Source organism: Enterococcus eurekensis (assembly GCF_042654605.1).
Lineage (GTDB): Bacteria > Bacillota > Bacilli > Lactobacillales > Enterococcaceae > Enterococcus_I > Enterococcus_I eurekensis.
The window spans coordinates 1-24,624 of sequence record NZ_JBHSGT010000003.1; the positions used below are offsets into that span (position 1 = coordinate 1).

Here is a 24,624-nt window from a genome sequence, read left to right on the forward strand (position 1 = left end):
TGCGTTAATGGCACTAAATCTAAGGAAATGGAGAAAGAACAAGAAAGAAATTAGACAAAAAACACGAAGAAACAAGTATTCAAAAATGAGTTACCTCATTTTTGAATACTTGTTTTCTTTAAAAGAGACTTTTGGGTCAGCCTCTTTCTGATTTCTTTTCCTGTTCTTACTGAAACTAACTTGAATCTGGGCTTATGCTTTAATACTTTTTCATCCCATAAGTACTTATAAAACTTGGATAAAAAGTTCTCTTTCATTTCTAAAGTGCTATTCTTATTTGATTTTTCATCTACACAATATTGTAAATAAGCATTAGCATGACACTCTTGTAAGTCAACCAATCCTTTGATTGCAGTATAATTTAACGCTTCTTGATTCACTTTATCTAATACAAAGTTCAAGAAGGGAACAATAATTTGCGCCACAGTTAATTCAGTATTTACTGAACCCGAGTTTCTATGGTATTTCTTATACAAAAAATGGCTTATGGGATGAGGGAAAACTTCTTTTGTTTCTCTATCCTCTAGACCAATAATAAATGAAGGTGTACTTACAATTTCTCCACCTTGTTTTCTATTGTATTTTATCGCCTTCCAGACGAATCGATATTTTGCATTATACATTTTATCCCCTCCTCCAAACCTTTAAACCGAACGTTTATTCTTGTTTTTAGTTTGGACGATTTCTGTTTAAAAGTCAATCAAATTCGGGTTTAAAATAATATTTATTCAAAGAGAACTCACTTTTTAATTTAAACACAAAGAACCTGTTTTAAAAAAGGCTAATTTAAAACAGGTTCTCTCTTCACCAAATGCTATAGGATTTTTATAAAGCGATTAATCATTTCTTCCGCCTAAGATTAGATAATGATTAATTCTAACATCTAATTGAACTAATGCACCCTTTAGTTAAAGAGTAATCCTTCACAATCTCTCTTACTGCTATACAAGCGATTTTTACTTATGTGGAAACCGAATTATGTGGGAACGTGTCAACGAAGGCATCAACCACCTACGAACTTATCACTCCCAATGCTTCCTTTGCCATATGTTCATATTCCTCGATGCCTGACACTAATGCAAACTCAGCAATTGAAACTGGGTATGCTGCGTCAAGTTCAATAATATGCTCTTTCATCTTAGGCCAGTAATACCCACCAGCTTCTTTATAAGCAAGAATTAGGGCATCTAACCCTTCTTCACCAAAAGCTTTAAAGTTGAAAATAAAGTCATTCGAAATGTCTGTAACTTTAGCTTCAGTCCAGTCGATTAATCCGGTCACATTAGCATCTTTATCAATCATGGTATGTCCGGCATGTATATCTCCATGAATCAGACCAGTTTTCTTAGGCCACATATCGTCATCATTCACCCATGTTTGCCATCTGTTCCATAGATTCTCACCTACACCAAACTTTGCTCTTACCGCATCCATACGCTGCTTCATTGACATTCTTGCTTCTTCTGGTGTGTGTACTACTAAGTCAAGTTCCACGGCTTTATCACTCGGTATGCTATGAATCTCTGCTAACACTCTTCCAAGAGACTTGTGAAAAGATTCTGGAACATTGTTAATATCTATTTCCCAAACATAGTTCCCTATATTATGATCTATAGTTCCTGCTGGTACGCCATCTAGCTTCTTGTAAGCTATTAGCTCATCTGAGTAAATAATCCAATTTGGCGCCTGAAAAGATTTTCCATACTTATTAACCAAATCTAATGCTTGTTTTTCTACCTTTGTTCTAGGCATAACATCTTCCCGCCTAGGCAATCTAAGAACCCACTCCGTACCACTTTCATCTTGGGCAAATACAACTTGAAAATCCAGTCCGGATTCATTAAACTGTATTGTTTCTTCCTTTAAAATTAGATTATGTTTTTTAGCTATTTCCATAACTTGTTTCATTTCTTTACCCATTCAAATCACTCCTATCTAATTTTTAAAAATTTCGGTAATAAATTTGCTGCATGCTTTGATATAGAATTAATAATTTCATCCCAATCATTATAGTTAAGCTCATGTCCAGAACCATCTAAGGTAACTAATACAGCATTTGGTATAATCTTAGAGAGATGAACTCCATGCTCGTATGGAATAATAGGGTCTTCTATTCCGTGAATTACCAATGTAGGAGCGTTTATTTCAGCAGTTCTTGATAAATATGAACCCCATCCCCTTATAATTCCGTGATTATCCCTACTCTGTAAATTACTAGCCCTATCAAATTCTTCTTCATTCAGTCTTCTTATTTTTTCTTCATCAAATATATGTTTAGAGCCTATAAGAACTTTGCTTTTTTTAATAAAGCACTCTATCACTTCATCTTTGTTTTGCCAATTTTTGATTTTAAGCTCACCTAAAGCTTCTGTTACTTTACTATCCTTTTTAGGAAGGCTAGGGTCAAAATTTGATGTCATAACCAATGAAATAGTAAGCACCCTGCTTGGGTGTTTAAGAGCTACTATCTGCGTAATAATCCCTCCCATAGACATACCGACTATATGAGCCTTATCAACCTTATACGCATCTAGTACCTGAATTGCATCATCAGCCAAGTCCTCAAAAGTATACTCTGGATGGCCATACTCGTAAGTAATTGATTTACCTACATCCCTATTGTCATAGCGTATAACATGAAACCCTTGATCGCTTAATCTCTTACAAAACTCTTCCTCCCACCAAATCATTGATGTAGTAGCTCCCATAATTAACAAGATAGTTGGATTATTAATATCTCCAAAACTCTCAGTACAGATATGAACATCATTAAAACGAATTATTTTTTCTGTCATGAATTATCACCTTTTTTAGTACTTTCATCTGATTAATACTTACCTAGACCAAATAAGACCGAGTAATTCGATCAGCAACAGCTTCGAATAATAACTCCCTAATCATTTCATAATTGTATTCCAGTAAATCTCCCTTTTGTGAGCCTATTAATAAAGCTGCTCTTAAAACGCCAGCAATTACGCTTGGTTCTTCGTCGATAATCTCCTTAGAATCTTGACGTGACCTGATAAAGTCCATAAGAGGGGTGATACTTCTAAGATTCTCTGATCCAACATACTCTGGATTTAGCTTTCTTGATACAAGCTTGTACTCCTCGAGATCGTAAATCAGCCTTTGAGTTAAAATCTTATTTTCTAGCTCCAAAGCCATCTCATCTAAGTATATTTTTATAGCTGAACGTATATCCTCAGCAGCTAAAACCTTTGGCCAAACCTGATTTTCAATTTGCTCTCCCTCATGTGATAACAACTCCATATATAGCATTTCTTTTGATTGGAAAAATACATAAAAAGTACTCTTCGCAATGCCAACAGACGAAGTTATATCCTCAAGGGAAGTACTCTTAAAACCCTTTTCAACGAAAAAACGATATGCCACTTCAAATAATTCTTTTTTAATCCTTTCTTTTTCTAATTGTGTGAATTTAGCCATAGTCCTAAACCTTCTCTTATAAAAACATAAAAACAAGTTTTTCATTTGTTTTTATGTTAGCATAATGTGCATTAAGAAATCAAGGCATACTTAATTTGATTATTCTCATACAGTAAAGTAATGGAATAATATTTTCAGTAAGCTTCATCAACTAAACTGCCCCTATAGCGAAATGGTGCTCTCCTTTATTCAAGATAAGCACCTGTTACTTCAATAACCCCCCTTCGTTATTTATATTAACTCCAAAAAGTCAGTCGTGACCAATAAAAGATAATAATATAAATCATGGTTGTAAAAATAAAATCATATCCACAGTCCTCTCATGATGGTTATAACATATTTTAATAAGATAACGATTATTTTAGTAATTCTAATCTTCCAACCGAGAGTTCTACTATGCAATTTTTTATTTGTGACAGATTTGTCATGTTGCATTATATTACATCGATGGTTGGTAATCCTATTCAGAGGTATAGTATTGACATTGAAAGGGGACTAAGCAAATGAATACAATTATTCAAACGAAAAACTTATCTAAATCATACGGAAAGACTCAGGTCTTAAAAAATATAGATTTAGCTGTTGAAGAAGGTGAGTTTACCGCAATTATGGGTCCATCTGGATCAGGAAAAACAACATTAATGAATACATTATCCACGATTGACACATTTAATGGCGGGAACATTTGGATTGAAGGGACCTCGCTATTGGAAGTAAAAAAGAAATCATTACGTGAATTTCGTCAAAAGCGGATGGGGTTTATTTTTCAAGACTATAACCTACTAGATACGTTGACAGTAAAGGACATCGATTCAGAGGGCAAGAGGATTCGAACTTTTTTAGAAATAAAAGTTTTGGAATGGTCTCTCACCGTATCTTTCACAATGCCAATCATATCGCAACTCCCTATACTATAATCTTGATTAAAACTATCTAATTTAGCATAATAAAGAGCTTGATCAACATAATTTTCAATTTTCTCGATTTCTTCCCTTAAACTATTCGCATCTATATCCGTTTGTTGGATTAAATGGAGGACAGCAATTGGCGTTTTGATTTCATGAAACCAAGAAACAATAAAATCATAATGTTCTTTTTGTTTCTCTTGAACAGCATTCATTTCTCGTATATGCTCTTTTCTCATCTCATCCATTAATTGTTGCATCTGCTCAGCTTCTAGAGATAATCTGTCAAATGCCTCATGATCAATATTGTGGATTGCTCGTACATTTTGTTGATAGCGAAATACTAAAAATCCAATCAATACAATCGTGCATAAAGCAAAGGCATATAAAAAGGTTCCCCAAGTGAAATTTATATTAACATCAAGGAAAAACACAGTAGCCATGAGCATGAAACCTATTAAATAGACGCATATATAAGACTTTTCATACCGTAAAAACCGAAAAAAAGTCATTCGATAATATACCCCATTCCTTTACGGGTAACTATAAAATCATTCAACCCAAGACTAGCAACCTTTCGACGTAAACGATTCACATTTACTGTCAGTGTGTTATCATCAACAAATTGCTCTTCATTCCACAATGCCTGCATTAAGTCATCTCGTGATACGATTTTCCCAATCTTGCGCATCATTAATTGTAAAATAATAAATTCATTGCGAGATAGCTCTGCGCTCTGTCCCTTATATTCAGCCACCGAATTGCTTATATTTAATTTCAAACCCCGATGGATAAGTTGTACAGATTCTTCATCTCGATAGGAATAATTTCTACGTAAAAGTGCTTTTACTTTGGCAACAAGTATATCTAAATCAAACGGTTTTTGCACAAAGTCATCCCCGCCCATATTAATAGCCATAATAATATCCATGTTTTCGTTTCTAGAAGAAAGAAATATAATAGGGACTTTGGAAACTGAACGAATCTGCTGACACCAATAAAAACCATCCAATGTCGGTAAATTGATATCCAATAATACTAAGTGTGGCTGGACCTGTTCAAACTCCGTTAACACTTGGTCAAAATTTGTAACCTCAATCACATCATACTTCCATTTGTGAAGCACATCGGAAACGATTCTTCTAATTTTTTCATCATCTTCTACCATCATAATTTTATACATGAAATCACCCATCAGTGCTTTAAATTATAGCATGCCACTTTATAACTGTATCCATTTATATTCTTTAGAATTTATGTACCTTTTCAAAAGTATATCATAATTAAAATAGCGTTACATAAAAGTCGTTTTTATTTAAAGTTTACCATATGTAAATTCCATAGTATTCATCAAGGTAAAGAATATGAAACACTAAAAGAACTTGCTTAACAAAATCCCTGCCTTACGACTAACCCCTTTACTACTATGCTCTTATATTCTAATTGGAATCCAAGTATATCTATATAAAACCATTTCGACTTCTCAATGTACTTAACTGAAAACTCTGGAATTAAAGAGTTGAATTTTATTCTCTCACTCACCTTCCTTTTTGTATTAAGCACCCGATAGCACAATAAGTTTTTTTCTATTCATTCATATAATGTAACAGTTTTTCGAAAAAATCATTGCTAACGGTTAACTGATACTGTTTTTCAACAAGATTTCGAAATTCCATAACGAGAAGCAAAGAGTTCTTATAGGCTTCATATAGTTCTAATTCATTTAATCGGGCAGTAGTCTTTTTAAACTTTTCATAGTTTTCAGGACTAATTTCTTTTTCAAGATTCTTTGTCATATTAAACCAATTATCGGCATTTTCTTCCGCAATTCGAATGAGTTGCAGTATATTTTTTTGTAATTGAGATAAAATTTCCAGTGAACGTGCATATTCCCCTCTTTTAAGAACATTAATCCCCATTAACCATAGGTTGGAAAAATTATTCAATAAAAAATTTACGTTTTCTTCTGTAAGTCTATTTGGTCCCGAACCTTCCAACCCTGATAAATACAATTCTAATTGTCCTGTTTCATCATAAATAAACATTGCTTTTGTGTCAGGAATGTAGCCTGATTCTTTGAATGAAGGAATAATATTCATTTCGCTTTCGGAAAGGAAATGAAATTCACCACGTATTAGATTTTCAAAAATTACTACTTCCGTACCGTACTCATTTTGATAGAGTAAATGGTAGGAAGCGACTTCATTTAGCCATTTTGCTGAATCAAAGGTGGAAATTGTATCATCTTTCAGAAAAACATAATATTCTATATCAGAGTATTGATCTCCCTCTCCTTTTGTAAAAGACCCATACATCATACAAGCAGATATTCGTTCATCTGACTGGACAAGTTCCTTAACCCTTGCCATTAGTTCTTTTTGTTTTAACAATTCGATTCCTTCTTTCTTTATTTTGATTCTGGGAGAATAATAAAAAATCCTCCCATATAATGTTGGAAGGATTAGTCATGTCACTCTTTACGATACTCAAATAAAACTAAGTAGCCTTTTTAGCTATTCAGTCTTACATTTATTTAGTATATGAAAAAATGGGCAAACTAATCCTAAGTTTTTAAACTGAAATATACTATTTCAATTGTTAAAAATTAGATTAGTTCTTCATTGTCCACCCATCTCTCCTTTCGATTAATAGTATATTAACACTTCATAGTTCAAAGTACAAGTTGTTGTGAAGAAATACACTTAAACTATCCTGCCCGTTTAGCTTAAGTACATTTTTTCACAAACCCAAGAAAAATCTTTAACTTTATACCTATTATTCCTTTTTTATTCGACTTTTCCTTTCATATAGTCGAACATTTATATGTCCTATTCCTTCTTGGCAAACAAGGTGTTAGAATGTTTTTTCAAGTCAAGAACCTACTTTGAACAATATTATCCATATAATAAAATAACCGTACTCATTAACTATCCCTCTTTTCATTGTTTTTTCTTTGATCGACTGTCACGTTGTATCTTGATCGATACCTTCTAAACGTTCGGCGATTAATTCCAGTTTGTTCTTCAACTTCTTTATCGGATAAACCGTTCAAAAACAAATCGAAAGCGTGTTGTAAACGTGGATCATTTTCTTTGAATTTCAGTTGTCGCCCTTTGAATTTTCCTTTTTTCTTAGCAATTTCAATTCCTTGGGCTTGGCGTTCTTTAATTCGTTTGCGTTCAGATTCCGCTTGGTACTTATACAATTCAATCACTAAATTATTAATCAGCCGTCTTAAATTTTCATCTTCAATACCATTCATTGAGGGTAAATTTAAGACTTCCAGGGTTGCCCCCTTAATTTGAATTTGATTCATCAATTCTGTTAATTCTTTATTATTTCGTCCTAATCGATCTAATTCAGTAACAACAACTATATCCCCTTCACGAATATAGTTAAGCATAGCTTGTAATTGTGGGCGTTCGACCGATTGACCGCTTGCTTTGTCTGAAAAGACCTTAGAAACGCCCTCTAACGCTTTCAGTTGTCTATCTAAGTTCTGTTCTTTGCTACTGACACGTGCATACCCTACTTTAGTCATGTTAAAAAACACCTCCCTTGTTAAGAAAAAAATAAATTGGATATGAATTCTATTTAATCACTTTGACTAGCAAATACTAACAACAAGACACACACACCAAAAATCAAAAATTCACTACTTTTAGTTAAAAACCACGTAACCACAAGAACTAATCCAATCCATGTAATCGGGTTCTTCAAATATTTCTCCAAGATTTTCCTCCTCTAATATGCTCAACTTAAATGACCTATTCAATAAATCTATTATGCTGCTAAATAGTTTATAGGACAAATAAGTATACCCTATTGACCTTTATAGAAGCAAATTTATAGAGAATTACACAAACTATCTAGTCAGTGATAACTTCTACTTACCACCTGTCCTAATATAACTACCACCTATCATAAATTTAATTATTATATACATTTTTATGCTATTCTAAATTTGAAGAGGAGGTGTTTTCAATGGAAGTTGATTTACAGATAGAAAACGAGTTAAAGGATAATTTAGTCATTTTAACAACAAAAGAAAAAACAAAAAACATACAAGATATTGTGTCATATATCAAAACAAGAAGATATTTTGTCGATGGACTTGTAAATGACCAAAAGTTATTTATTCCTGTTGATCATTTTATTAATTTTTATTCCAGTCAAAAAAAAGTATTTGGGTGTACAAACCAAAGTGAATTATTGATTAACTATCGTTTATATGAACTTGAAAAAAGTCTTCCTGAGAATTTTATTAGAATATCTAACACCGAGATTATAAATTTAGACGTAGTCAAAGAATTACAGCTTACAGCAAATGGTTTGACTACAGTTATATTCCAAAATGGAAAAATCACAACCTCATCAAGAAGGTACTTAAAAAAAATAAAGGAGCGATTATCATGAAAAAGAAAATTTCGCTATGCTTATATTCAGGCGTTGTTAATGGAACATTTATAGGATTAGTTATGTCTATAGCATTTTCTTATGTCTCTGCGTCTGGAAGATACTCTCCCGCCCCAACAATATTTATGAATCATTTTGAACATTCGGCAACAGCAATGTTAGTGTCTATTCTTTTATGGACTTGCATAGGTCTTGTCTTTTCTTTCAGTTCGTTGATTTTTGAAGCCACTGATTGGAGTATTTTGAAAATGACTATAACTCATTTTTTAATTGCTTATATTGGGTTCTTGCCATTAGCAATTTTAGCAGGATGGTTTCCTTTGAAATTCAACAATATTTTTATTTTTACTGTCATTTATATTGTAATCTATATCATCATGTGGTTAGTTTTTATGAATATTGCAAGAAAAGAAGTAACTTCAATTAATAAAAAGATACAACGTAGAAATAAGAAGTAATCCGCCAAATAAGCTCATTAGGATATACTCTATTGTCCAAAAATAAAATAAGGGAGTAACTTTCTCTAACCAAAAGTTACTCCCTTATTTTATTTTGTTATCACTGTTGAATCATCATTTATAAGTGAACGTAAAAGATAATAGATACCCAAAAACAGAAAGAAAAATAACGGTAATACACGGAGTAAAACAAACGGAGTTTCAAAAATGAACGCTTTCCAAAACCACATACCCTCCATTTCCCATAAACCTTGGGTAAAATACCATGATTTAAAGTTCAATATCTTATCCAAATTCCAAGAATTACTACTAAAAAAAATAAAGAAATACAATAAAAATAGAGTTCCATAAGTATAACCATATTTTACAGCAAACTGCCTGGCAAATGTACTTTTTCCAGCACAAGAAGACCCACCAATCCAGTAAATCGGTTCTTTTCTATCGGAAAACTTACTATATGTACTTTTCTTAGAGTGCATACTAACTCTTCCCTTCCTCTCCTCCCCTATTCAGATTAAGGGGTGCTGTTTTTAGCTCTTATTTTTTCTAGTTTATTTTTAAAGCGCTTGTCAACATCCCCGTCAACCAATTCGTCTTTTATTGTGTAACCTGAGTAAGCCCACTCTGGTAGGGATTCCTTACGAGGTGATGGTTTGGTGTAGTTTTGTTGTTTATGCTTAAATGATTCATCATATTCTTTGATATCTTTAATAGTCTTAACTTCTTTTTGCTTGAAATCGGTTAGTATGGCATTTAAATACACAAAGGATTTGCCTTTTGATTGAGTACGATTCATTGCTTCTAAAATGACATCTGAATCGAAAACAGTTAACCAGGTTTTTAAGTTCTGTTTGACTTGTTCTGTCGGGATTTCAATAATTAATCACTCTTTCTTATTATAATATGTAATTTTTTTATTATATCACAATATAAATTAGAGAATAACAATAAAATAAGTATTCGAGAGGAAATCATTGATCCGTTTTTCTTCTTTTTTCCTTTTCTGTAGTCGTATGACATTTGGGCACCCTTTGTTAGATTGTATTTTTTCAATACATGAAATTTTATAAAATCATGTGTTCCAAACCTTGTGTAATCAAGGTTATTTTTCATCTTAAAAAGAAAAAAGATAGAGCATAAAATCTACTCTATCTTAATCTTGTCAGTCCTTCTAGCACTTTTTCTGAGTTTGTCTTAATTGCCATTAAGACAAATTCTTTTCAACCGAATAAGTAATTATGCATTTCTTACTAGAGCGTAAAACCTTTAAGAAAATGAGAAAGCTCTCATAAGGATTATTTTTAATTTTAAGAGCAATTAAAAAAGACAAGCCCATCGATTAGGCTTGTCTTTTTTTGGTCACACGATTTATATCGTAGAATTCCAGAACCCTCTATGGATAGTTTCTGCATCGCTTTTGGCTATAAATTTCAATCCACTTTCTTTAGGGAGCTCCCCTTCTTTAAATGCCACTTTCAAATGGCCTAATTGCTTTTTTTCAAGCCAAAGTGATGTGGATTGGACAAAGGCCTGAATATTCTTTTGAGCAATAAATAGTTGGATGGTTGAAAGACCCTGAAATTGTTGTAACACCAATATGCGTCTATCCTCAATCGTATAACCTTGCGTATGCGTTGCTTTTAAAGCAAGCAACAAAACAACAATCAGAACAATTGATAATCCAATTCCCAAAAGTAAGTTGACATTAAAACCAATGACAATCCCTGGTATTCCTATAAGCAGTTTCCATCGCCAGAAATACCATAGACGTTTTTGAGATACCTTTTGAATCAGTGGTTTTTGTAATGGTATATTCGGCAAAAAGTTTGCCAATTCCTCATAAACTTGTGCATTGTGAATCAGAGGAAACAAATATACTGAGCTCAATCCCTGCTCTTCTTTTTCTTGCCCACCCATAATAATTAATTCAACAGATGAGCGATTAAATAGTGCGCGAACCAGTTGTTTATGCAATCGAATCCCTTGGATTTTACTTAGTGGAATCGTCTGCACTTTTCGTTCAAATAATCCATATTCTAAGATAAGTGTCTCATTCTTTAATGATGACTGGAAGCGATAAAACTTGATGAAATTTTTCGCCAAAGATAATAATGCTATAGCAAAAAGTACAAATAAAAATAAAAAGATGATGAGAAATCCTTGAAAATAATCCACTACAGTACCTACTTCAGTAAACATTTCTTCAGGAATCCATTCTGTTATAAACGTGAATATTCCAAGCAAAATTAAAATGGCTTTAGCATCTGTAAGAGCGTAAAGGGTAATATCCTTATTAGAAAGAGCAAAGTGAATCTTATTTTTTTCAACTCCTTGCTCATTCTCTTCGGTATTTTCATGACTATACTCTTTATTTCGATACTGTTCAATCGTATCTACTAGTGAGTGGTCAACTGCACTTAAAGAAGCTTCAGCTTCACCTGGTGAGGTACTTGCCGTTTCAATTAGCACTTCTACTACATTAAAAGGTTTAAAGAAAAACCATTGGCGTTGCTTGATTGTCTGAATACGATCATAGGAGATATCGGTTTCCCGTTTTTTAAGAAGTCCCCTATAAACAATAATTCTTTCTGGGGAAATTTGGTACGTATGCGTAAAATACTTCACTAAACTGGTGATCAAGACAAAAAGAACTATTCCACCTAGAGCTAATGCATTATAGAAAAAGCTGTTATTGTTAATGAAAAGTAGGAAAATAAGAAATATCCAGCTGCGTATATTTCTAATAAAATAAACTAAAATCACCGAAGGATGAAATCGCTGACGTTTAGTTGTCATCTTCTGTTACCTCCTCTACTTTAACGAGGAGACTCTGACGAAGCTGTTGTGCTTCTTTCATGGATAAACCAGCAATCTGGTGGTTTGTTGCTGCGGTATGGATAATTAGTTCCATTAATTGCTCCTGTCTTAAAAGAGGTCCTTGCTCCGTCTCGATATGTTGTATCCTTGAAAAAGGAACAGATGTAATCGATCGGAAAATAAAGCCTTTTTGGAAAATGATTTCTTTTTCGGTCATTTCATATCGAAAATAATTATATCGATATGCAATCAGGAAAAAATTCAATAAAAATATAATAAGAACGATTGCGAAATAAATACCGATAAGCCACTGCCAAAACCTTGTCAAGTTTTCAAAATAGAAAAACACACCTAAACTGACAAGGCCTATAATAGAGGCAATAACAAAAGTGATAATGCTGGTCTTCTTCCAGACTTTTTTAATTGATGATGGTAATTGATTTTTTAGTAAAGGATATTCCATATACTCACTCCTTGTAAATTTCTTAATTAGGGCTTATCTATATAATTCTATACCTTGATAAATTTACAACACCGCTTGCTTCAATTCAAGCCAAAACCATAAAAGCTGATAATTTAACATATTTTTGAGCACTTTTCTTTCACCCAATGGGTGAAAGCTGAATTTAGAAGGAACGCATATTTATCAAGGCTTTGATTATGCTTTTTGAAGTACTGACGTAGAATCTAGGTAATTTATAGAGTATAGTGAGCCCAACCTTTACCAATTGCATATCCAGCTAAATAGAAAAAAGCTACGATGAGTAACCCATAACAAATCATTTTTAAAATCTCTTTTGTTTTTTGATATTTTTTTAATTCATTTGTATCTTTTTCGATTTTTTCCATTAGATTGACATCTCCCTTTAACATATAATCTAAAGATAATTGATAAAATTCACTAACCATTATCAAGGTTGGAATATCTGGATAACTTTTTTCAATCTCCCAATTTGATACAGTTTGTCGTGTCACATTTAAATGATCTGCAACATATTGCTGAGTTAAACCTAATTCTTTTCTTTTTTGTTTTAAAATCTCACTTAGCATATTTATTTATCTCCTAATTTTAGATTAATATATTTTGAAGAAATATCCTAGCAATTGAAATTTGCAATCTTGAATTTTTTTAGCAAATTTCAATTGCTAAACTACTATATCCATGTTTATGGGCTAATCATTATTCTTATTTAAATATTTCTTATTTGTTTTTGTAATAGCTTTTAAAAGATATATGTAATATCCAGCAATTACTAATAACAAAAAAGCACTAATTAATCTTTTAAGTATTCCTTGATCTACAGCAACAACTACATATATTCCAAGAGTTATGATAGATATTATGAATATAATACTTACCAAAATAGCTGCGACAATACGAATAGGTCTAGGAACTTTTGAATTTTGAGTTGTATCTGTAAGTCCTAAAAATATTAATTCATAAATAAAATCCATTTTAAATTCTCCTTAACTTTCTTTCAGTTTTACTCAATTGCTATTAAGACAAACTCAGTAAAAATTATTTATTAAATTTCTATGTGCTAATTGATATGATTTAATGAAGTGTTTTAAAAATCATTATCTACTAACGGTTTTCCATTCTGATCAACTAATACAGTTATACCTACGCCAAAATTTGAATTATATGCTATATATAAAACGCCTGTTTCATTATCTCTAATCACATTATAAGTTGGCTCAAATCCTTGATTTTCAATGATTTCAAAGCGTTTATTCTTTTTCTTTTCTTTACTCATATTTTCAACTCTTTTCTTAAGTTTTTTATTCGATTAAAATATCATAACTGAAATTTATATTCTAGTTGAGTTTGACTCAATTAGCATTGTGACAAACCCACTAGATTATATTTTTTTTTCTAAATAATTTGAAATGAAAATCATCATAACTGGTTGTAAAAAGATAAAGACACCAGTAATTATTGCTGGGATTATATAATCATACGCTATAAATACAACAGTTATTGCTCCTAACAAAGCTATATTTATTAGATTAGCTATATTCCCTGTTTTTTCTTTTATTAACTTGTTTCTTTCATCTTCTACCTCTACAGAATAGTCTTTATCATTTATCATAAGAGCATTATGCTTAACAGTAACTAAACCTATACTGAAAAATGATGAGAACATAAGGGTTAATACTATTTCTATATTTCTACTAAAAGAGCTTCTACCTAAAATTAGAATGATTAACGATACAATAGATAATGCAATCATAGTATATCCAAAAACTTTATTTTTTTTCATTTTTATCCTCCTCATATATAAAAATTTCTTCAACGGGTTTCTCAAAATAACGAGCAATTTTAATTGCTAAAATAATTGATGGATTGTATCGACCATTTTCCAGTGAACTAATCGTTTGTCGAGAAACTTTTAAAGTGTCAGCTAGATCCTCTTGATTAATACCTTTCTGTTTTCTTAATTCTTCTAGGTTATTTTTCACAAGTTACAAGACCTCCCTTAATTAATGTAAACCTTACTTTACATTAAAATAGTACCATTTTTATAATTCTGTGTCAAGCTTGCTTTCCATATTTGGAAAATAAAAAATTAACTATTTGATCAAATAGTTAATTTTAAAAGATTTTATTTTAAATTATACCTTGAGTTTTACTCAATTCTTAATGTGACAAACTCAGTTTCTGCTTTATAAATACATGAAATTGCTTAGAATCGTGTATTAAAAATATAGAAAGACTTATTGTTTCATCCTGACATTCAAAAAGTAAAGTCCCATATAAATATTTTCATTGATAATAAAATTTTCAATTCTTAGGGAATCAATCCTAGCCAACCAGCTGTCACAAAAAAAAGCGATAAGTTGACTACCTAAGTTAACCAACTGATATGAACGGAATGGAAACCTTAAAATCACATCTGCTGATTCGGATAGTAATGACATCTCATCTTTAAATAAATGTTGTTTAAACAGAAAAAGAGGAGTACACCTCCCTCTAAAGTTTAATAAAGATATAGTCTACAAACTAATACAATATTGATTTTTCTTTTTAAAAAACGTATGTTTAAATGAATAAGAAAACATATGATTTCAATCAAAAATATTTATACGGAGGAATTTTATGCATTCTAAATTTACAGGCATTTTCGCAGTCATATCAGTGTTAAGCTTACTAAGTAGTCTATTTTTATCCAGCCGACCTATAGTTGTCCAGATCCTTTTAATCTTGATAATAATTCTATGCCTTATGAGCATCATTAATCTTAGAAAAAAGAGTTAAGCAACTGGTAGACACGCTTACTATCTATATAGTTTGCTACGTAGTAAAGCGATAAATGAATTCATTTACTATTAAGGAGTGATTATTATTTTAAGACCAATTGAATTAACAGACGCAGCAACCTTAAAGAAAATCAATACGGAACAATTAGGATATGATTTTCCATTGGAATTAACTCATCACCAATTAGGTAAACTAATCAAGGATCAACACCACTATTTTCTAATTTATGAAGATGATATAACCAATGAAGTAGCCGGATACCTTCATGCTGAAGTGTATGAAAGCCTGTATTCACTGCCTATGTTTAATGTATTAGCTCTTGCGGTAGATAAAAAATTTAGCCGAAAAGGAATTGGTAAACAACTAATGATTTCCCTTGAAGAGGAAGCACAAAAAAGAAATTTTGAAGGAATAAGACTAAATTCAGGAGAAAAAAGAACACAAGCACATAAATTTTATGAGGCCATCGGTTATACATCTGATAAATCTCAAAAAAGATTTTTAAAAGCTTTCTGATCCTACATAATAATAAAATCAGAATCCTATTTTATCTAAAAAGGGTTAGTGAGGAAAATAATGAATATAGAAGAATCTTTATATCATGCAGCTAAGCAGTTAATGAAGAACTGATACCCTAAAGGAGTAATTTAATATGGATCTAACATTAAATACAGATATAGGAAAATTAAATATTAGAGTAGCAGCATGGATAGAAAGTCGGAACAATATACTCGTTTCCAAATTTCCTAGTGGAATAATTTCTTTACCTGGTGGAAGAGTAAAATTCTCTGAGACTACTATTGAAGCAATAAAACGAGAAGTCTTAGAAGAAACCGGGGAAGAACTTTACGAAATAGAATTATTTTCAATAATTGAAAATTTCTTCCTAGAAAAACAGTCAAAAAAAGATTTTCATGAATTTCTTTTTGTTTACAAAGGTAAAATAAAAAAAAGAAAAAAATATTCTGGTATAGATAACAGCAACCAAGATATTATATGGGAAACTTTAGATGTCATAAAGGACCTAAGACCTAATATTCTTAATCAATTGGTTGGTTACAAAAATCAAAGTAATATTATTCACTTGATAAATAAGGATTGAATGAAATGAATCCATTATGATTACCATTTATACAACTATCGATGTTTAATTCATACATGTAATTAGATAGAATAGTGTAAAAAGAACCTTGATAAATCAAGGTTCTTTTTTTATCTTTTCTTAAAAATTATTACATTACAGTTATTTTAAAGTTATCAGAAAAATTATTTGTTTAATTGTTTGCTAGTTAAGTAAATGAATACGTATTGAAGGAGAAGTAAGATTCCTAAAATAACACCTACACCTATTTTACCTTCTTTTGAACTTAATAATTCTGAAAAAATGTCTATTCTAGTAAGAATTCCCAAAATACCATAAGTAACTATAAACGGAAGAAAAGGTGCCCATAATTTTTTATCCTTTTCTTTATAAAACAGATAGAGAACTATTCCAGATATAAGAATGATGGTAACTATGCCTAAATTTCCACTAAGATTTACTTTGAATGATGTAGATACTACAAAACTTATATAAAAGCCAACTGAGACGCCTAATCCAACTAATAAAAGTAAAACTAGTTTAGATAATTTGTCTTTAAATCGATATAAGCTAATCCCTAAAAGCCATAGAGCAAAAATAACCATAACAGTCCAGTAGAATCCGCTTATTAATAGACTTCCAATATCTAGGTCTTCATCTGGAAAAATAATTTTAGGTAAAATACTAAAAATACTATAGCTTGCTAAAGCAATTAGAATTATTTTTACAGTATCTAAAAGATTAATAGGCAGCTGTTTAATAATGTCGTCAGCGACTTTTTTTGGATTTTCTCCAAAATATTCTTCTGCGGAAAGACCTTGTTCTTGAGCATCTAAAATATCCCTTAAAACTTCTAATAATAATTCTTCGCTTTTTTTCACATCTCTGAAAAAAGCCATTATTCTAATATAAATAAGTAAGTTTCCATAGTATTTTTCGTTTTCTTTTGTCAACGATTCTTGTAAGACAGCATTTGTCTCAATCAATTCTTTTTCTTTCAATTCATTCACTTCCTTCTACCAGATTATCAACACTTTCTTTCAACTTATTCCATTGCACTGTAAATTCATTTTTTTCTATTAGCCCTTTTTCGGTAAGAGAATAATATTTTCTTTTTGGACCTGTATCAGAATCACGCAAGGTCCCTTTTATCAATTCTTTTTTTTCCAGTGAGAGCAAAAGAGGATAGATTGTCCCTTTAGGAATATCAGTAAAGCCAAACTTAGTAAGTTTTTCGCTCAGTTTATAACCGTATAATTCTTCTTGATAAAGTAAAAGTAAAATGCTACCTGATAAAATTCCTTTCAACATTTGAGAGTTTATTTTATTATCCATGCCATCCCTCCCATCATCTAGTATGTTTTACAAGTTAGTTATACCAAATAGAATCTAGATTGTAAAGCATAATAGTTATTTTCTATATTTTTTAATTTTATTTTGTTATAAGATGACAAAGAAACAACCCATTACTTTGAATTAATAGGTTGCTTTTAATACATGAAATTAGATAAAGTCGTGTATCCATAAAAGAAGCAATTCTAAATTAGGATTGCTTCTTTTTAAATTATAATAATCAATAAAGTTAATATTCACTTTAACTTTATTGATTATTATGTTAAAGTTATAATGGACAATAATTAAAAAGGAGGCTTTTATATGGAAAGTAATCCTTGGTTTGATTACTTAGAAAATGAAGAAAAAGAGTTTATTAGACAGCTTATATTAGCGTCGGGTTCATTAAAAGAACTAGCAAAAGTATATGATGTCAGTTATCCAACCGTAAGACTAAGACTAGATAGAGTAATCAATAAAGTTAAATTGTATTCTGAGCAAGAAAATAATCCGTTTGTAAGTTCAATTATGCAAATGGTTATCGAGGATAAAATTAGTTTAGATAGCGCTAATGAGATTATAAAAAAATATAAGAAAGAGGTATAATTATGGATTGGGTATATATTAGTAGTTTTATTGGTCTAGTAACATTAGGATGTTTACAATATTATTTTGGATACAGAGATTATAAAAAATTAGGAATGATTCTTCCTGTCATTTTTATAGGACTTGTTATCTATTTTATAATAAAAGGAACAATGACATTTTCTGTGAGAGATATTTTAATGCCTTTACTTGTCTTATTTACTCTGGCCGGTGTTTGGAATAACGGTTATGAAAAAAAACAAAAGGCAATAAATAAAGAATTAGATAAAATGAAAGCAAAGGATCAACAAAGTATGTAATAATTTTACATATTTGGAATTACATAATTCGTTAAAACGGATTAGCAAAATATGTGATATCAGTTATCAAACAGCAAGACTAAGATTAGATCGAATAATAAATAACGTTAAGTTGTATTCTGATCAAGAAAGCAATTCTTTTGTAAGCTCAGTTGTGCAAATGGTTATTGAAGATAACATTAGTTTAGATGGCGCTAACGAAAGTATAAACAACTATAAGAAAGGGGTGTAAGTATGTATTGGATATATATCATTGGATTAATTTTTGTAGTAATAATTGGAATCACACAATCTTATTTTGGATATAACGGACATAAAGTTTTAGGATGGATTTTTCCAATAGTTTTTATTGGTTTTAATATATGGTTTCTAATGAATGGAACGTTAGAATTTTCTATAAGCGATATATTTAGGCCTTTTATCGGTTTAGCGGTTCTTAGTTCTTTTTGGGAAATGGGTTATAAGAAAAAGCAAAAAGAACTAAGTAGAGAACTAGATAAAATGAAAGCAAAAGACCAACAAAATATGCAATAGCTACGAGTACATGAGGTTGTTTAATTTAAGGTACTAAATTAGATAAAGTAAGGCAATAAATAATAGTAGCAACCTTGGTTGCTACTATGTAAACCAGTAAGTTCTTTTAAATAAAGGCTATAAAGTAGATAATAAGGTATTGCTTATAAGGAGGATAGAAATTAATACGGAAGAATGATAACTAAACAATTACTAAAAGACAAAGGAGATACTATGGAATTTAATGTAGAAATAAATCATTTAAGTAAGACTATTGGTAAAAAAAAGATTATTAAAGATTTATCTCTTAATATAAAAAAAGGAGAAGTATTTGGACTTCTCGGACCTAATGGAGCTGGGAAAACAACGACCATTAGAATGATTGTTGGTCTAATTGATATAACTGCGGGTAGCGTAAAAATCTGTGGTCATGATGTGCAAACGAATCATAAAGAAGCTTTAGAAAATGTTGGTGCAATAGTCGAAAATCCCGAAATGTATCCTTTTTTATCGGGATTAGAAAACTTGAAATACTTTAGCAGAATGCACCAAGATATCTCACCCGAAAAAATAAATGAGGTTATCGAGTTTGTAAATTTAAAAAGCAGAATAAACGATAAAGTTAAAACCTATTCTTTAGGAATGAGACAACGGTTAGGTATTGCCCAATCTTTATTAAATACGCCAAAAGTTTTAATATTGGATGAACCAACTAACGGGTTAGATCCTGCAGGAATAAAAGAATTGAGACAATATATCCAAAAATTAGCTCACGAAAAAGGGGTTACAGTAATCGTATCGAGTCATATTCTTAGTGAAATCGAATTAATGTGTGATCGAGTCGCAATCATTAAAGAAGGTGAATTAATAGCGATTGAAAATTTAAAAGAAAAAACGGATCATAGAAATTATCAACTCAAGGTAACGCCTATTGATAAAGCTCAAGAATTATTAGCGAAAGAATACCAACTAACTAGCCAAGTGAGAGATGAGTTACTTGAATTTCAATTAGCTGCTTCAAATGTGGAAATCCCAAATATCATTAACTTATTTGTTGAAAATAATATCGCTATTTATAGTATCGAATCAAAAGAAAATACATTAGAAGATAAATTTATGAATCTTACACTGAAATAAGAAGGAGTAAACTATGTTAAATCTTGTTATCAATGAATGGAATAAAGTTTTTTTTAGAAAAAATAACTACATAACGTTGATTATTATTTTAGGAGCAGCTGCCTTGCTAAGCCTAATGCCAGTATTATTTAATGATGAAGCAGCGTTTGAGGATATTTCGTATGGCAATGACTGGAAAGATCAAGCAGCAAATCAAATTACTACCTTAGAGGAAGCAAATACCAAACTATTGACTAGTGAATCAGAGGTGTCATTTGTTAATAAACTTACAGCCAGCGATAATCAAGATGAAATAGAAAGATTAAACTATCACTTAAAAGAAGGCATTAAGCCAACATCTAACAACAATCTTTATAAATCTTTAGTAGGTACATCTAGGTTGAATTTACTGATAGGTATTTTTGTTACGATTATAGCAAGCGCTATGGTTTCGAAAGAATTTTCAATGGGAACGATAAAACTATTGCTTATACGGTCGTACTCTCGATCAAAAATATTAACTTCTAAGTATATTGCTACACTGCTAATAACCGTGACTTACTATATGAGTTTATACATAGGCACAATTGTAGTTGCACTGTTTACTTCTGAAATCAATTCGACTACTGAATATGTTTATCTATCATCAGATGGAACGTATATGCATTCTAATTTTTGGATGTATTTTTTAGGAATACTAGCGAGTAATATTGTTTATCTCATTATCATTGCGACAATTGCTTTTACTCTTTCGACGATTAGTAGAAACACGTCTTTATCTTTAGGTACAACATTAGGCTTATTATTTTTAGGACCGCCATTAATGGCCTATTTATCTACTAAAACAGAGCTAGCCAAATATTTGTTGATGGCTAATTGGAATTTGACGAACTACTTACCAGGTAATAATCCTTCAGTTGAAGGTATGACGCTTTCTTTTTCTTTAATACTAAATAGTCTTTACCTTGTTTTCTTATTGTCTATAACGTATTATTTCTTTAATAAAAAAGATATATTAGCTTAAAATTTATTCTGAGAAGTATAAAGTATATATTCTTTTTTCCTAATCATAATTTATTGAGTATAGTAAGCCCAACCTTTTCCAATTGCATGTCCAGCTAAATAAAAGAAAGCTATGATGAGTAAGCCATAACAAATTATCTTTAAAATCTCTTTTATATTTTGATATTTTTTTAAATCATTTGTATCTTTTTTGATTTTTTTCATAAGATTGACATCCCCCTTTAACATATAATCTAAAGATAATTGATAAAAATCACTGATTTTAATTAATGTTGAAATATCAGGGAAACTTTTCCCAACTTCCCAACTTGACACTGTTTGTCGTGTGACATTCAAATGATCAGCAACATTCTGTTGAGTTAGATCAAATTCTTTTCTTTTTTCTTTTAAAATCTCATTTAGCATTGTATTTATCTCCCAAATTTAGAATAATGTGTTTTGAAAAGGTCTCCTAGCAATTAAAAATTGCAAGCTCACATATCTTTAGCAAATCTCAATTGCAACGTTATTATATCAGTCTTTGCGACTTAATAAAAAAAAGGGTTTGTCATAATAAGACAAACCCTTTTTTTATTTTAGGATACACTATTTTACATAAAAACGTGTATCGGGAATCCTGTTTTAATAGGGTTCTTTTTTCACACCACCCTCCAACACATGATTATATGGTATACTAAACAAAATCATGTATCACTTTTGTGAGAGGAGAGGGCTTTTAAATGAGTTACAACGTCCAACCATTAAGAACGCGACAAGAAATAAACGACTTTTTATTCTGTTTAAGGCGCAATAAAAACGCAGATCGAGACGTTTTTCTGTTTTTGATCGGCATTAATAGCGGTTTGCGCATGTCCGATATCGTTAAATTAAAGAAACAAGACCTGATTTCCTCAAAAAATCCCCGTATTGTCGAGAAAAAAACAGGCAAAACCCGAATTTTATATTTGAGTAGTCTGCAGGACTTAATCCAGGAGTACACGAAAGATCTGGCAGCAGATGATTATTTGTTTCCTAGCACCAAGGGTGGACATGTGGAAGTGAATACGGTCTATCAGATGTTTCAAAAGGTCGCTAAGCTCTTAGGAAGAGACGATATCGGGACGCACACGCTGCGGAAGACGTTTGGTTACCACTATTACAAGAAAACCAAAGACGTGGCTACACTGATGGAAATATTTGGTCATAGCAGCGAGAAAATCACGAAACGCTATATCGGTATCAATGAGGATGAAATCAGCGAAACATTGTTAAATTTTAGACTCGGATTTTAAAAATTAGTTTTTATTTGCAGAGCACTTTGGACAATATGTTCTAGCTAGTAAATGATCACTTCTTATGTACCAAATATGCCCACATGTTCTACATAGAGCGGTTACTTTTTCTTTACTTGATATATAATTGGATACTTCAATACTACCATTAGATTTGTTTTTAACTTTTTCTATATATCTTTCTGCTCTACTAATTTTAGGGTGTACTATACTTTTTTTTACTACTAACTTTGCTTTATTGGTAACTTTTTTGTTAGTAATACGCTGTTTTTTGATTTTTAAAAGTTTATTTGTCACTAATTTTGATACAAATTCATTCTGTAACTGTTTAGTTGTAAAACATTGTTTAAGGCAATTATAAGATTCTGAAATAGAAATCTTGAACCTAGTGTCAACATTTATTAATTTTTCTATTTGATTTAAAACTAAATCTAACTCTAATAATTCATGCTGAGTTACAGTGTAATCATTTATCCCATGTTTATATTCAGCTAATGTTGATATGAAACTATTAGAAATATAGCCGTCGTCTATCATCGTTATAGTAAAAGGTTGACGTCTAAAAGCGTATGGATCATAAAAATTTTTTTCGATATAGTCTAAAAAAATTTTATTACTTGTTATTTTGCTTTTTATAAAACAGTCCTTATTTAAACTGATTCCATCTTTATCAGTATAAGTATACGTAATATTTAAGATATCAGGCTGTTTTTCAATGTCTATACTTCTATTATTCGCATTGTTCGATATAAAAATATTAATATAACACGTATTTTCTTTTTGGTAGTCTTCTAATAGTTGAATAGTTTTTTTTTGATAATTATCTTTTAATGGGAATCGTTTATATGTATTTTCAGGAAATATTTTTGTATATAGTTCTTTATTATTGATACTACGAAGTTTTTGAAACTTTTCACAAGCGTCCGTATATTCACTTTTGTAGTTTTCTTTTTTTACAAATGCCTTATATATATCTTCATCCCTAAAGGACTGTATTAAATTTGTCTCAAAATATCGTGGAAAGTAGTATTCGTTGAATGATTCTACTGAAATTATTTGATCCTTATTTCGAGTTTGTATTTGTTTATAAACTTCATTATATATTTTTTTTATTTTGAAATCGTTTTCTAACTTTTCATTATAAAAAACTTCAAATTGTTTTTCTGATTCCAGTTTAGTTTGCCTTAATTTTAGCATACTCTTCCTTGCCTTTAGTTGAGATCGCATACTGCGGTCCCCTAATTGCCTGCTTAGATGTAATATTTTTTTTTCAATAGTTGTTATATCATTTTCAAGCCAACTAAAGTCCTCTAAAGCTAGTTTAAACGTATCTTTTATCTCTTTAGGCATAGCATATAGATAATTAAAAGATGTATACCCATAGTTTTGATAAATTTTACAAGAATAAATATCATGGTTAACTACATCTAGATAATTAACTATATCTTTTTCACTGTGTTTAGATTTAGTCATTTGTAAGTTTATCAAGTCTGTAAGTGAATTAAGTTGATTAAACCCAAAATAGCAGGAGTTAAATTCGTTTATGTATTTTTTTTCTTTAAAATCTAACTCTGATTCATCAGTTTGTTCTAATATAATCATATGAAAATCTTTTAGAGTCTTTTGATTTTCAACCATATACTTAAATATCTTACTTGTTTTAAAATGACCATCATAAAAAGAAGTATTTTTCAAAAAAAAGTATTTTTTATATTCTTCATAGCTTAATCGATTTAAAGCGAGCAATTCAGTATAGTGTTGTTTGTACCTTTTTTGTATATCTATTGATTTTCCGATGTATATTGGAAGAACTTCATTACTTTCAAATCCGTCGATATAGATCATATATATTCCAGTAGTTTTATTTTTTGAATTTTGAGTAACCTCATAACTACTACTTTTTAAAGATTCGATAATATCTATAATTTTTTCTTTAGTTTTTTTGAAAATGACTATCCCTTTATCCAAAATATTACCCCCTTTTTTAAATTATTAACTAGAAATTACTATCCTGAATAATTCATACCTTTTATAAAGGGCTAAATTTTATCAATCATCTGTTTCATTTTATGGTCAAT

31 protein-coding genes and 2 pseudogenes are annotated in these 24,624 nt (G+C 30.6%); 11 read left to right on the plus strand and 22 right to left on the minus strand.

Annotation, left to right across the window (positions count from 1 at the left end; genetic code table 11):
- Window positions 1–95 precede the first annotated feature (95 nt).
- From ACFO3L_RS00130 to ACFO3L_RS00145, 4 genes are all read right to left on the minus strand, one after another.
- Entirely contained in the window at window positions 96–623 is a 528-nt protein-coding gene (locus ACFO3L_RS00130) for a hypothetical protein (RefSeq protein ID WP_379962778.1), read from the minus strand.
- A gap of 388 nt (window positions 624–1,011) precedes the next feature.
- Window positions 1,012–1,920 (minus strand): Mph(B) family macrolide 2'-phosphotransferase, encoded by a 909-nt coding sequence (locus ACFO3L_RS00135; RefSeq protein WP_025785299.1) that lies wholly within the window; start codon window positions 1,918–1,920, stop codon window positions 1,012–1,014.
- An 11-nt stretch (window positions 1,921–1,931) separates the two neighbouring features.
- Window positions 1,932–2,795 (minus strand): alpha/beta fold macrolide esterase, encoded by an 864-nt coding sequence (gene mle / locus ACFO3L_RS00140; protein ID WP_025785298.1) that lies wholly within the window; start codon window positions 2,793–2,795, stop codon window positions 1,932–1,934.
- 43 nt (window positions 2,796–2,838) lie between these two features.
- Window positions 2,839–3,447 (minus strand): TetR/AcrR family transcriptional regulator, encoded by a 609-nt coding sequence (locus tag ACFO3L_RS00145; protein ID WP_025785297.1) that lies wholly within the window; start codon window positions 3,445–3,447, stop codon window positions 2,839–2,841.
- Between the two features lie 608 nt (window positions 3,448–4,055).
- Here ACFO3L_RS00145 and ACFO3L_RS00150 point away from each other — a divergent pair.
- Window positions 4,056–4,214, plus strand: a pseudogene (locus tag ACFO3L_RS00150) (ATP-binding cassette domain-containing protein); the annotation flags it as partial.
- Between the two features lie 5 nt (window positions 4,215–4,219).
- On the opposite strand, the gene ACFO3L_RS00155 reads toward ACFO3L_RS00150, so the two are convergent.
- From ACFO3L_RS00155 to ACFO3L_RS00175, 5 genes are all read right to left on the minus strand, one after another.
- Window positions 4,220–4,795, minus strand: coding sequence for a sensor histidine kinase family protein (locus ACFO3L_RS00155; RefSeq protein WP_379962791.1), 576 nt, complete (start codon window positions 4,793–4,795; stop codon window positions 4,220–4,222).
- A 65-nt stretch (window positions 4,796–4,860) separates the two neighbouring features.
- Window positions 4,861–5,535, minus strand: a complete 675-nt coding sequence (locus tag ACFO3L_RS00160) for a response regulator transcription factor (RefSeq protein WP_101152101.1) — start codon at window positions 5,533–5,535, stop codon at window positions 4,861–4,863.
- Window positions 5,536–5,938: 403 nt separating this feature from the next.
- Window positions 5,939–6,742, minus strand: a complete 804-nt coding sequence (lnu(G), locus tag ACFO3L_RS00165; RefSeq protein ID WP_025785293.1) for a lincosamide nucleotidyltransferase Lnu(G) — start codon at window positions 6,740–6,742, stop codon at window positions 5,939–5,941.
- A gap of 533 nt (window positions 6,743–7,275) precedes the next feature.
- Window positions 7,276–7,893, minus strand: coding sequence for a recombinase family protein (locus ACFO3L_RS00170; RefSeq protein WP_002321671.1), 618 nt, complete (start codon window positions 7,891–7,893; stop codon window positions 7,276–7,278).
- A gap of 53 nt (window positions 7,894–7,946) precedes the next feature.
- Window positions 7,947–8,084 (minus strand): hypothetical protein, encoded by a 138-nt coding sequence (locus ACFO3L_RS00175; protein ID WP_002321670.1) that lies wholly within the window; start codon window positions 8,082–8,084, stop codon window positions 7,947–7,949.
- 252 nt (window positions 8,085–8,336) lie between these two features.
- Between ACFO3L_RS00175 and ACFO3L_RS00180 the strand changes: the two genes are divergently transcribed.
- Both ACFO3L_RS00180 and ACFO3L_RS00185 read left to right on the plus strand, forming a co-directional pair.
- On the plus strand, window positions 8,337–8,768 hold the full coding sequence (locus tag ACFO3L_RS00180) for a LytTR family DNA-binding domain-containing protein (RefSeq protein ID WP_073470556.1): 432 nt from the start codon (window positions 8,337–8,339) through the stop codon (window positions 8,766–8,768).
- On the plus strand, window positions 8,765–9,226 hold the full coding sequence (locus ACFO3L_RS00185) for a DUF3021 domain-containing protein (RefSeq protein WP_073470557.1): 462 nt from the start codon (window positions 8,765–8,767) through the stop codon (window positions 9,224–9,226). Before ACFO3L_RS00180 ends, ACFO3L_RS00185 begins: the two co-directional genes overlap by 4 nt.
- An 89-nt stretch (window positions 9,227–9,315) precedes the next feature.
- Here ACFO3L_RS00185 and ACFO3L_RS00190 read toward each other — a convergent pair.
- The 9 genes and pseudogenes from ACFO3L_RS00190 to ACFO3L_RS00230 form a co-directional block, all read right to left on the minus strand.
- A pseudogene (locus tag ACFO3L_RS00190) lies at window positions 9,316–9,594 on the minus strand (DUF2812 domain-containing protein); the annotation flags it as partial.
- A gap of 146 nt (window positions 9,595–9,740) precedes the next feature.
- On the minus strand, window positions 9,741–10,106 hold the full coding sequence (locus ACFO3L_RS00195) for a DnaD domain protein (RefSeq protein WP_379962790.1): 366 nt from the start codon (window positions 10,104–10,106) through the stop codon (window positions 9,741–9,743).
- Between the two features lie 488 nt (window positions 10,107–10,594).
- Window positions 10,595–12,022 (minus strand): PH domain-containing protein, encoded by a 1,428-nt coding sequence (locus ACFO3L_RS00200; protein WP_379962779.1) that lies wholly within the window; start codon window positions 12,020–12,022, stop codon window positions 10,595–10,597.
- On the minus strand, window positions 12,012–12,506 hold the full coding sequence (locus ACFO3L_RS00205) for a PH domain-containing protein (protein ID WP_235145796.1): 495 nt from the start codon (window positions 12,504–12,506) through the stop codon (window positions 12,012–12,014). Before ACFO3L_RS00205 ends, ACFO3L_RS00200 begins: the two co-directional genes overlap by 11 nt.
- Window positions 12,507–12,739: 233 nt before the next feature.
- Complete coding sequence (locus tag ACFO3L_RS00210; protein WP_379962780.1) at window positions 12,740–13,093, minus strand: helix-turn-helix domain-containing protein; 354 nt, start codon at window positions 13,091–13,093, stop codon at window positions 12,740–12,742.
- A gap of 123 nt (window positions 13,094–13,216) precedes the next feature.
- Window positions 13,217–13,498: a hypothetical protein gene (locus ACFO3L_RS00215; RefSeq protein WP_091636864.1), complete on the minus strand. Its 282-nt coding sequence runs from the start codon at window positions 13,496–13,498 to the stop codon at window positions 13,217–13,219.
- Between the two features lie 113 nt (window positions 13,499–13,611).
- Window positions 13,612–13,800: a DUF6440 family protein gene (locus ACFO3L_RS00220; RefSeq protein WP_379962781.1), complete on the minus strand. Its 189-nt coding sequence runs from the start codon at window positions 13,798–13,800 to the stop codon at window positions 13,612–13,614.
- Between the two features lie 105 nt (window positions 13,801–13,905).
- Window positions 13,906–14,307 (minus strand): hypothetical protein, encoded by a 402-nt coding sequence (locus tag ACFO3L_RS00225; RefSeq protein WP_379962782.1) that lies wholly within the window; start codon window positions 14,305–14,307, stop codon window positions 13,906–13,908.
- A complete protein-coding gene (locus ACFO3L_RS00230; RefSeq protein WP_059348312.1) occupies window positions 14,294–14,506 on the minus strand; it encodes a helix-turn-helix transcriptional regulator in 213 nt (70 codons plus the stop codon). Before ACFO3L_RS00230 ends, ACFO3L_RS00225 begins: the two co-directional genes overlap by 14 nt.
- Window positions 14,507–15,389: 883 nt before the next feature.
- On the opposite strand from ACFO3L_RS00230, the gene ACFO3L_RS00235 reads away from it, so the two are divergent.
- Together ACFO3L_RS00235 and ACFO3L_RS00240 are read left to right on the plus strand one after the other, a co-directional pair.
- Window positions 15,390–15,821 (plus strand): GNAT family N-acetyltransferase, encoded by a 432-nt coding sequence (locus tag ACFO3L_RS00235; RefSeq protein ID WP_338192674.1) that lies wholly within the window; start codon window positions 15,390–15,392, stop codon window positions 15,819–15,821.
- A gap of 136 nt (window positions 15,822–15,957) precedes the next feature.
- Window positions 15,958–16,407 (plus strand): NUDIX domain-containing protein, encoded by a 450-nt coding sequence (locus tag ACFO3L_RS00240; RefSeq protein ID WP_379962783.1) that lies wholly within the window; start codon window positions 15,958–15,960, stop codon window positions 16,405–16,407.
- A 164-nt stretch (window positions 16,408–16,571) separates the two neighbouring features.
- Here ACFO3L_RS00240 and ACFO3L_RS00245 read toward each other — a convergent pair whose 3' ends face one another.
- Window positions 16,572–17,387 (minus strand): DUF1129 domain-containing protein, encoded by an 816-nt coding sequence (locus tag ACFO3L_RS00245; RefSeq protein ID WP_166161752.1) that lies wholly within the window; start codon window positions 17,385–17,387, stop codon window positions 16,572–16,574.
- 1 nt (window position 17,388) lies between these two features.
- Window positions 17,389–17,721 carry a PadR family transcriptional regulator gene (locus ACFO3L_RS00250; protein ID WP_166161750.1) on the minus strand — a complete coding sequence of 111 codons (333 nt, stop codon included), beginning with the start codon at window positions 17,719–17,721 and terminating at the stop codon, window positions 17,389–17,391.
- A gap of 321 nt (window positions 17,722–18,042) precedes the next feature.
- Here ACFO3L_RS00250 and ACFO3L_RS00255 point away from each other — a divergent pair, with 321 nt between their 5' ends.
- The 5 genes from ACFO3L_RS00255 to ACFO3L_RS00275 all read left to right on the plus strand — a co-directional run bounded on the left by ACFO3L_RS00255 (window position 18,043) and on the right by ACFO3L_RS00275 (window position 21,276).
- The gene (locus ACFO3L_RS00255) at window positions 18,043–18,324 is read left to right on the plus strand and encodes a DUF2089 family protein (protein ID WP_231473655.1); all 282 of its coding nucleotides are present in this window, start codon (window positions 18,043–18,045) and stop codon (window positions 18,322–18,324) included.
- A gap of 2 nt (window positions 18,325–18,326) precedes the next feature.
- A complete protein-coding gene (locus ACFO3L_RS00260) occupies window positions 18,327–18,623 on the plus strand; it encodes a hypothetical protein (protein ID WP_379962784.1) in 297 nt (98 codons plus the stop codon).
- 234 nt (window positions 18,624–18,857) lie between these two features.
- The gene (locus ACFO3L_RS00265) at window positions 18,858–19,157 is read left to right on the plus strand and encodes a hypothetical protein (protein ID WP_379962785.1); all 300 of its coding nucleotides are present in this window, start codon (window positions 18,858–18,860) and stop codon (window positions 19,155–19,157) included.
- A 174-nt stretch (window positions 19,158–19,331) separates the two neighbouring features.
- On the plus strand, window positions 19,332–20,273 hold the full coding sequence (locus ACFO3L_RS00270) for an ABC transporter ATP-binding protein (protein WP_379962786.1): 942 nt from the start codon (window positions 19,332–19,334) through the stop codon (window positions 20,271–20,273).
- Window positions 20,274–20,286: 13 nt separating this feature from the next.
- Window positions 20,287–21,276: an ABC transporter permease gene (locus tag ACFO3L_RS00275; protein ID WP_379962787.1), complete on the plus strand. Its 990-nt coding sequence runs from the start codon at window positions 20,287–20,289 to the stop codon at window positions 21,274–21,276.
- 50 nt (window positions 21,277–21,326) lie between these two features.
- Here the strand turns inward: ACFO3L_RS00275 and ACFO3L_RS00280 are convergent, their stop codons facing one another.
- Window positions 21,327–21,680, minus strand: a complete 354-nt coding sequence (locus ACFO3L_RS00280) for a helix-turn-helix transcriptional regulator (RefSeq protein WP_311982615.1) — start codon at window positions 21,678–21,680, stop codon at window positions 21,327–21,329.
- 314 nt (window positions 21,681–21,994) lie between these two features.
- Between ACFO3L_RS00280 and ACFO3L_RS00285 the strand changes: the two genes are divergently transcribed.
- Window positions 21,995–22,546, plus strand: coding sequence for a tyrosine-type recombinase/integrase (locus ACFO3L_RS00285; protein ID WP_379962788.1), 552 nt, complete (start codon window positions 21,995–21,997; stop codon window positions 22,544–22,546).
- Between the two features lie 3 nt (window positions 22,547–22,549).
- Here the strand turns inward: ACFO3L_RS00285 and ACFO3L_RS00290 are convergent, their stop codons facing one another.
- Window positions 22,550–24,514 (minus strand): zinc-ribbon domain-containing protein, encoded by a 1,965-nt coding sequence (locus tag ACFO3L_RS00290; RefSeq protein WP_379962789.1) that lies wholly within the window; start codon window positions 24,512–24,514, stop codon window positions 22,550–22,552.
- Window positions 24,515–24,624: the final 110 nt, after the last annotated feature.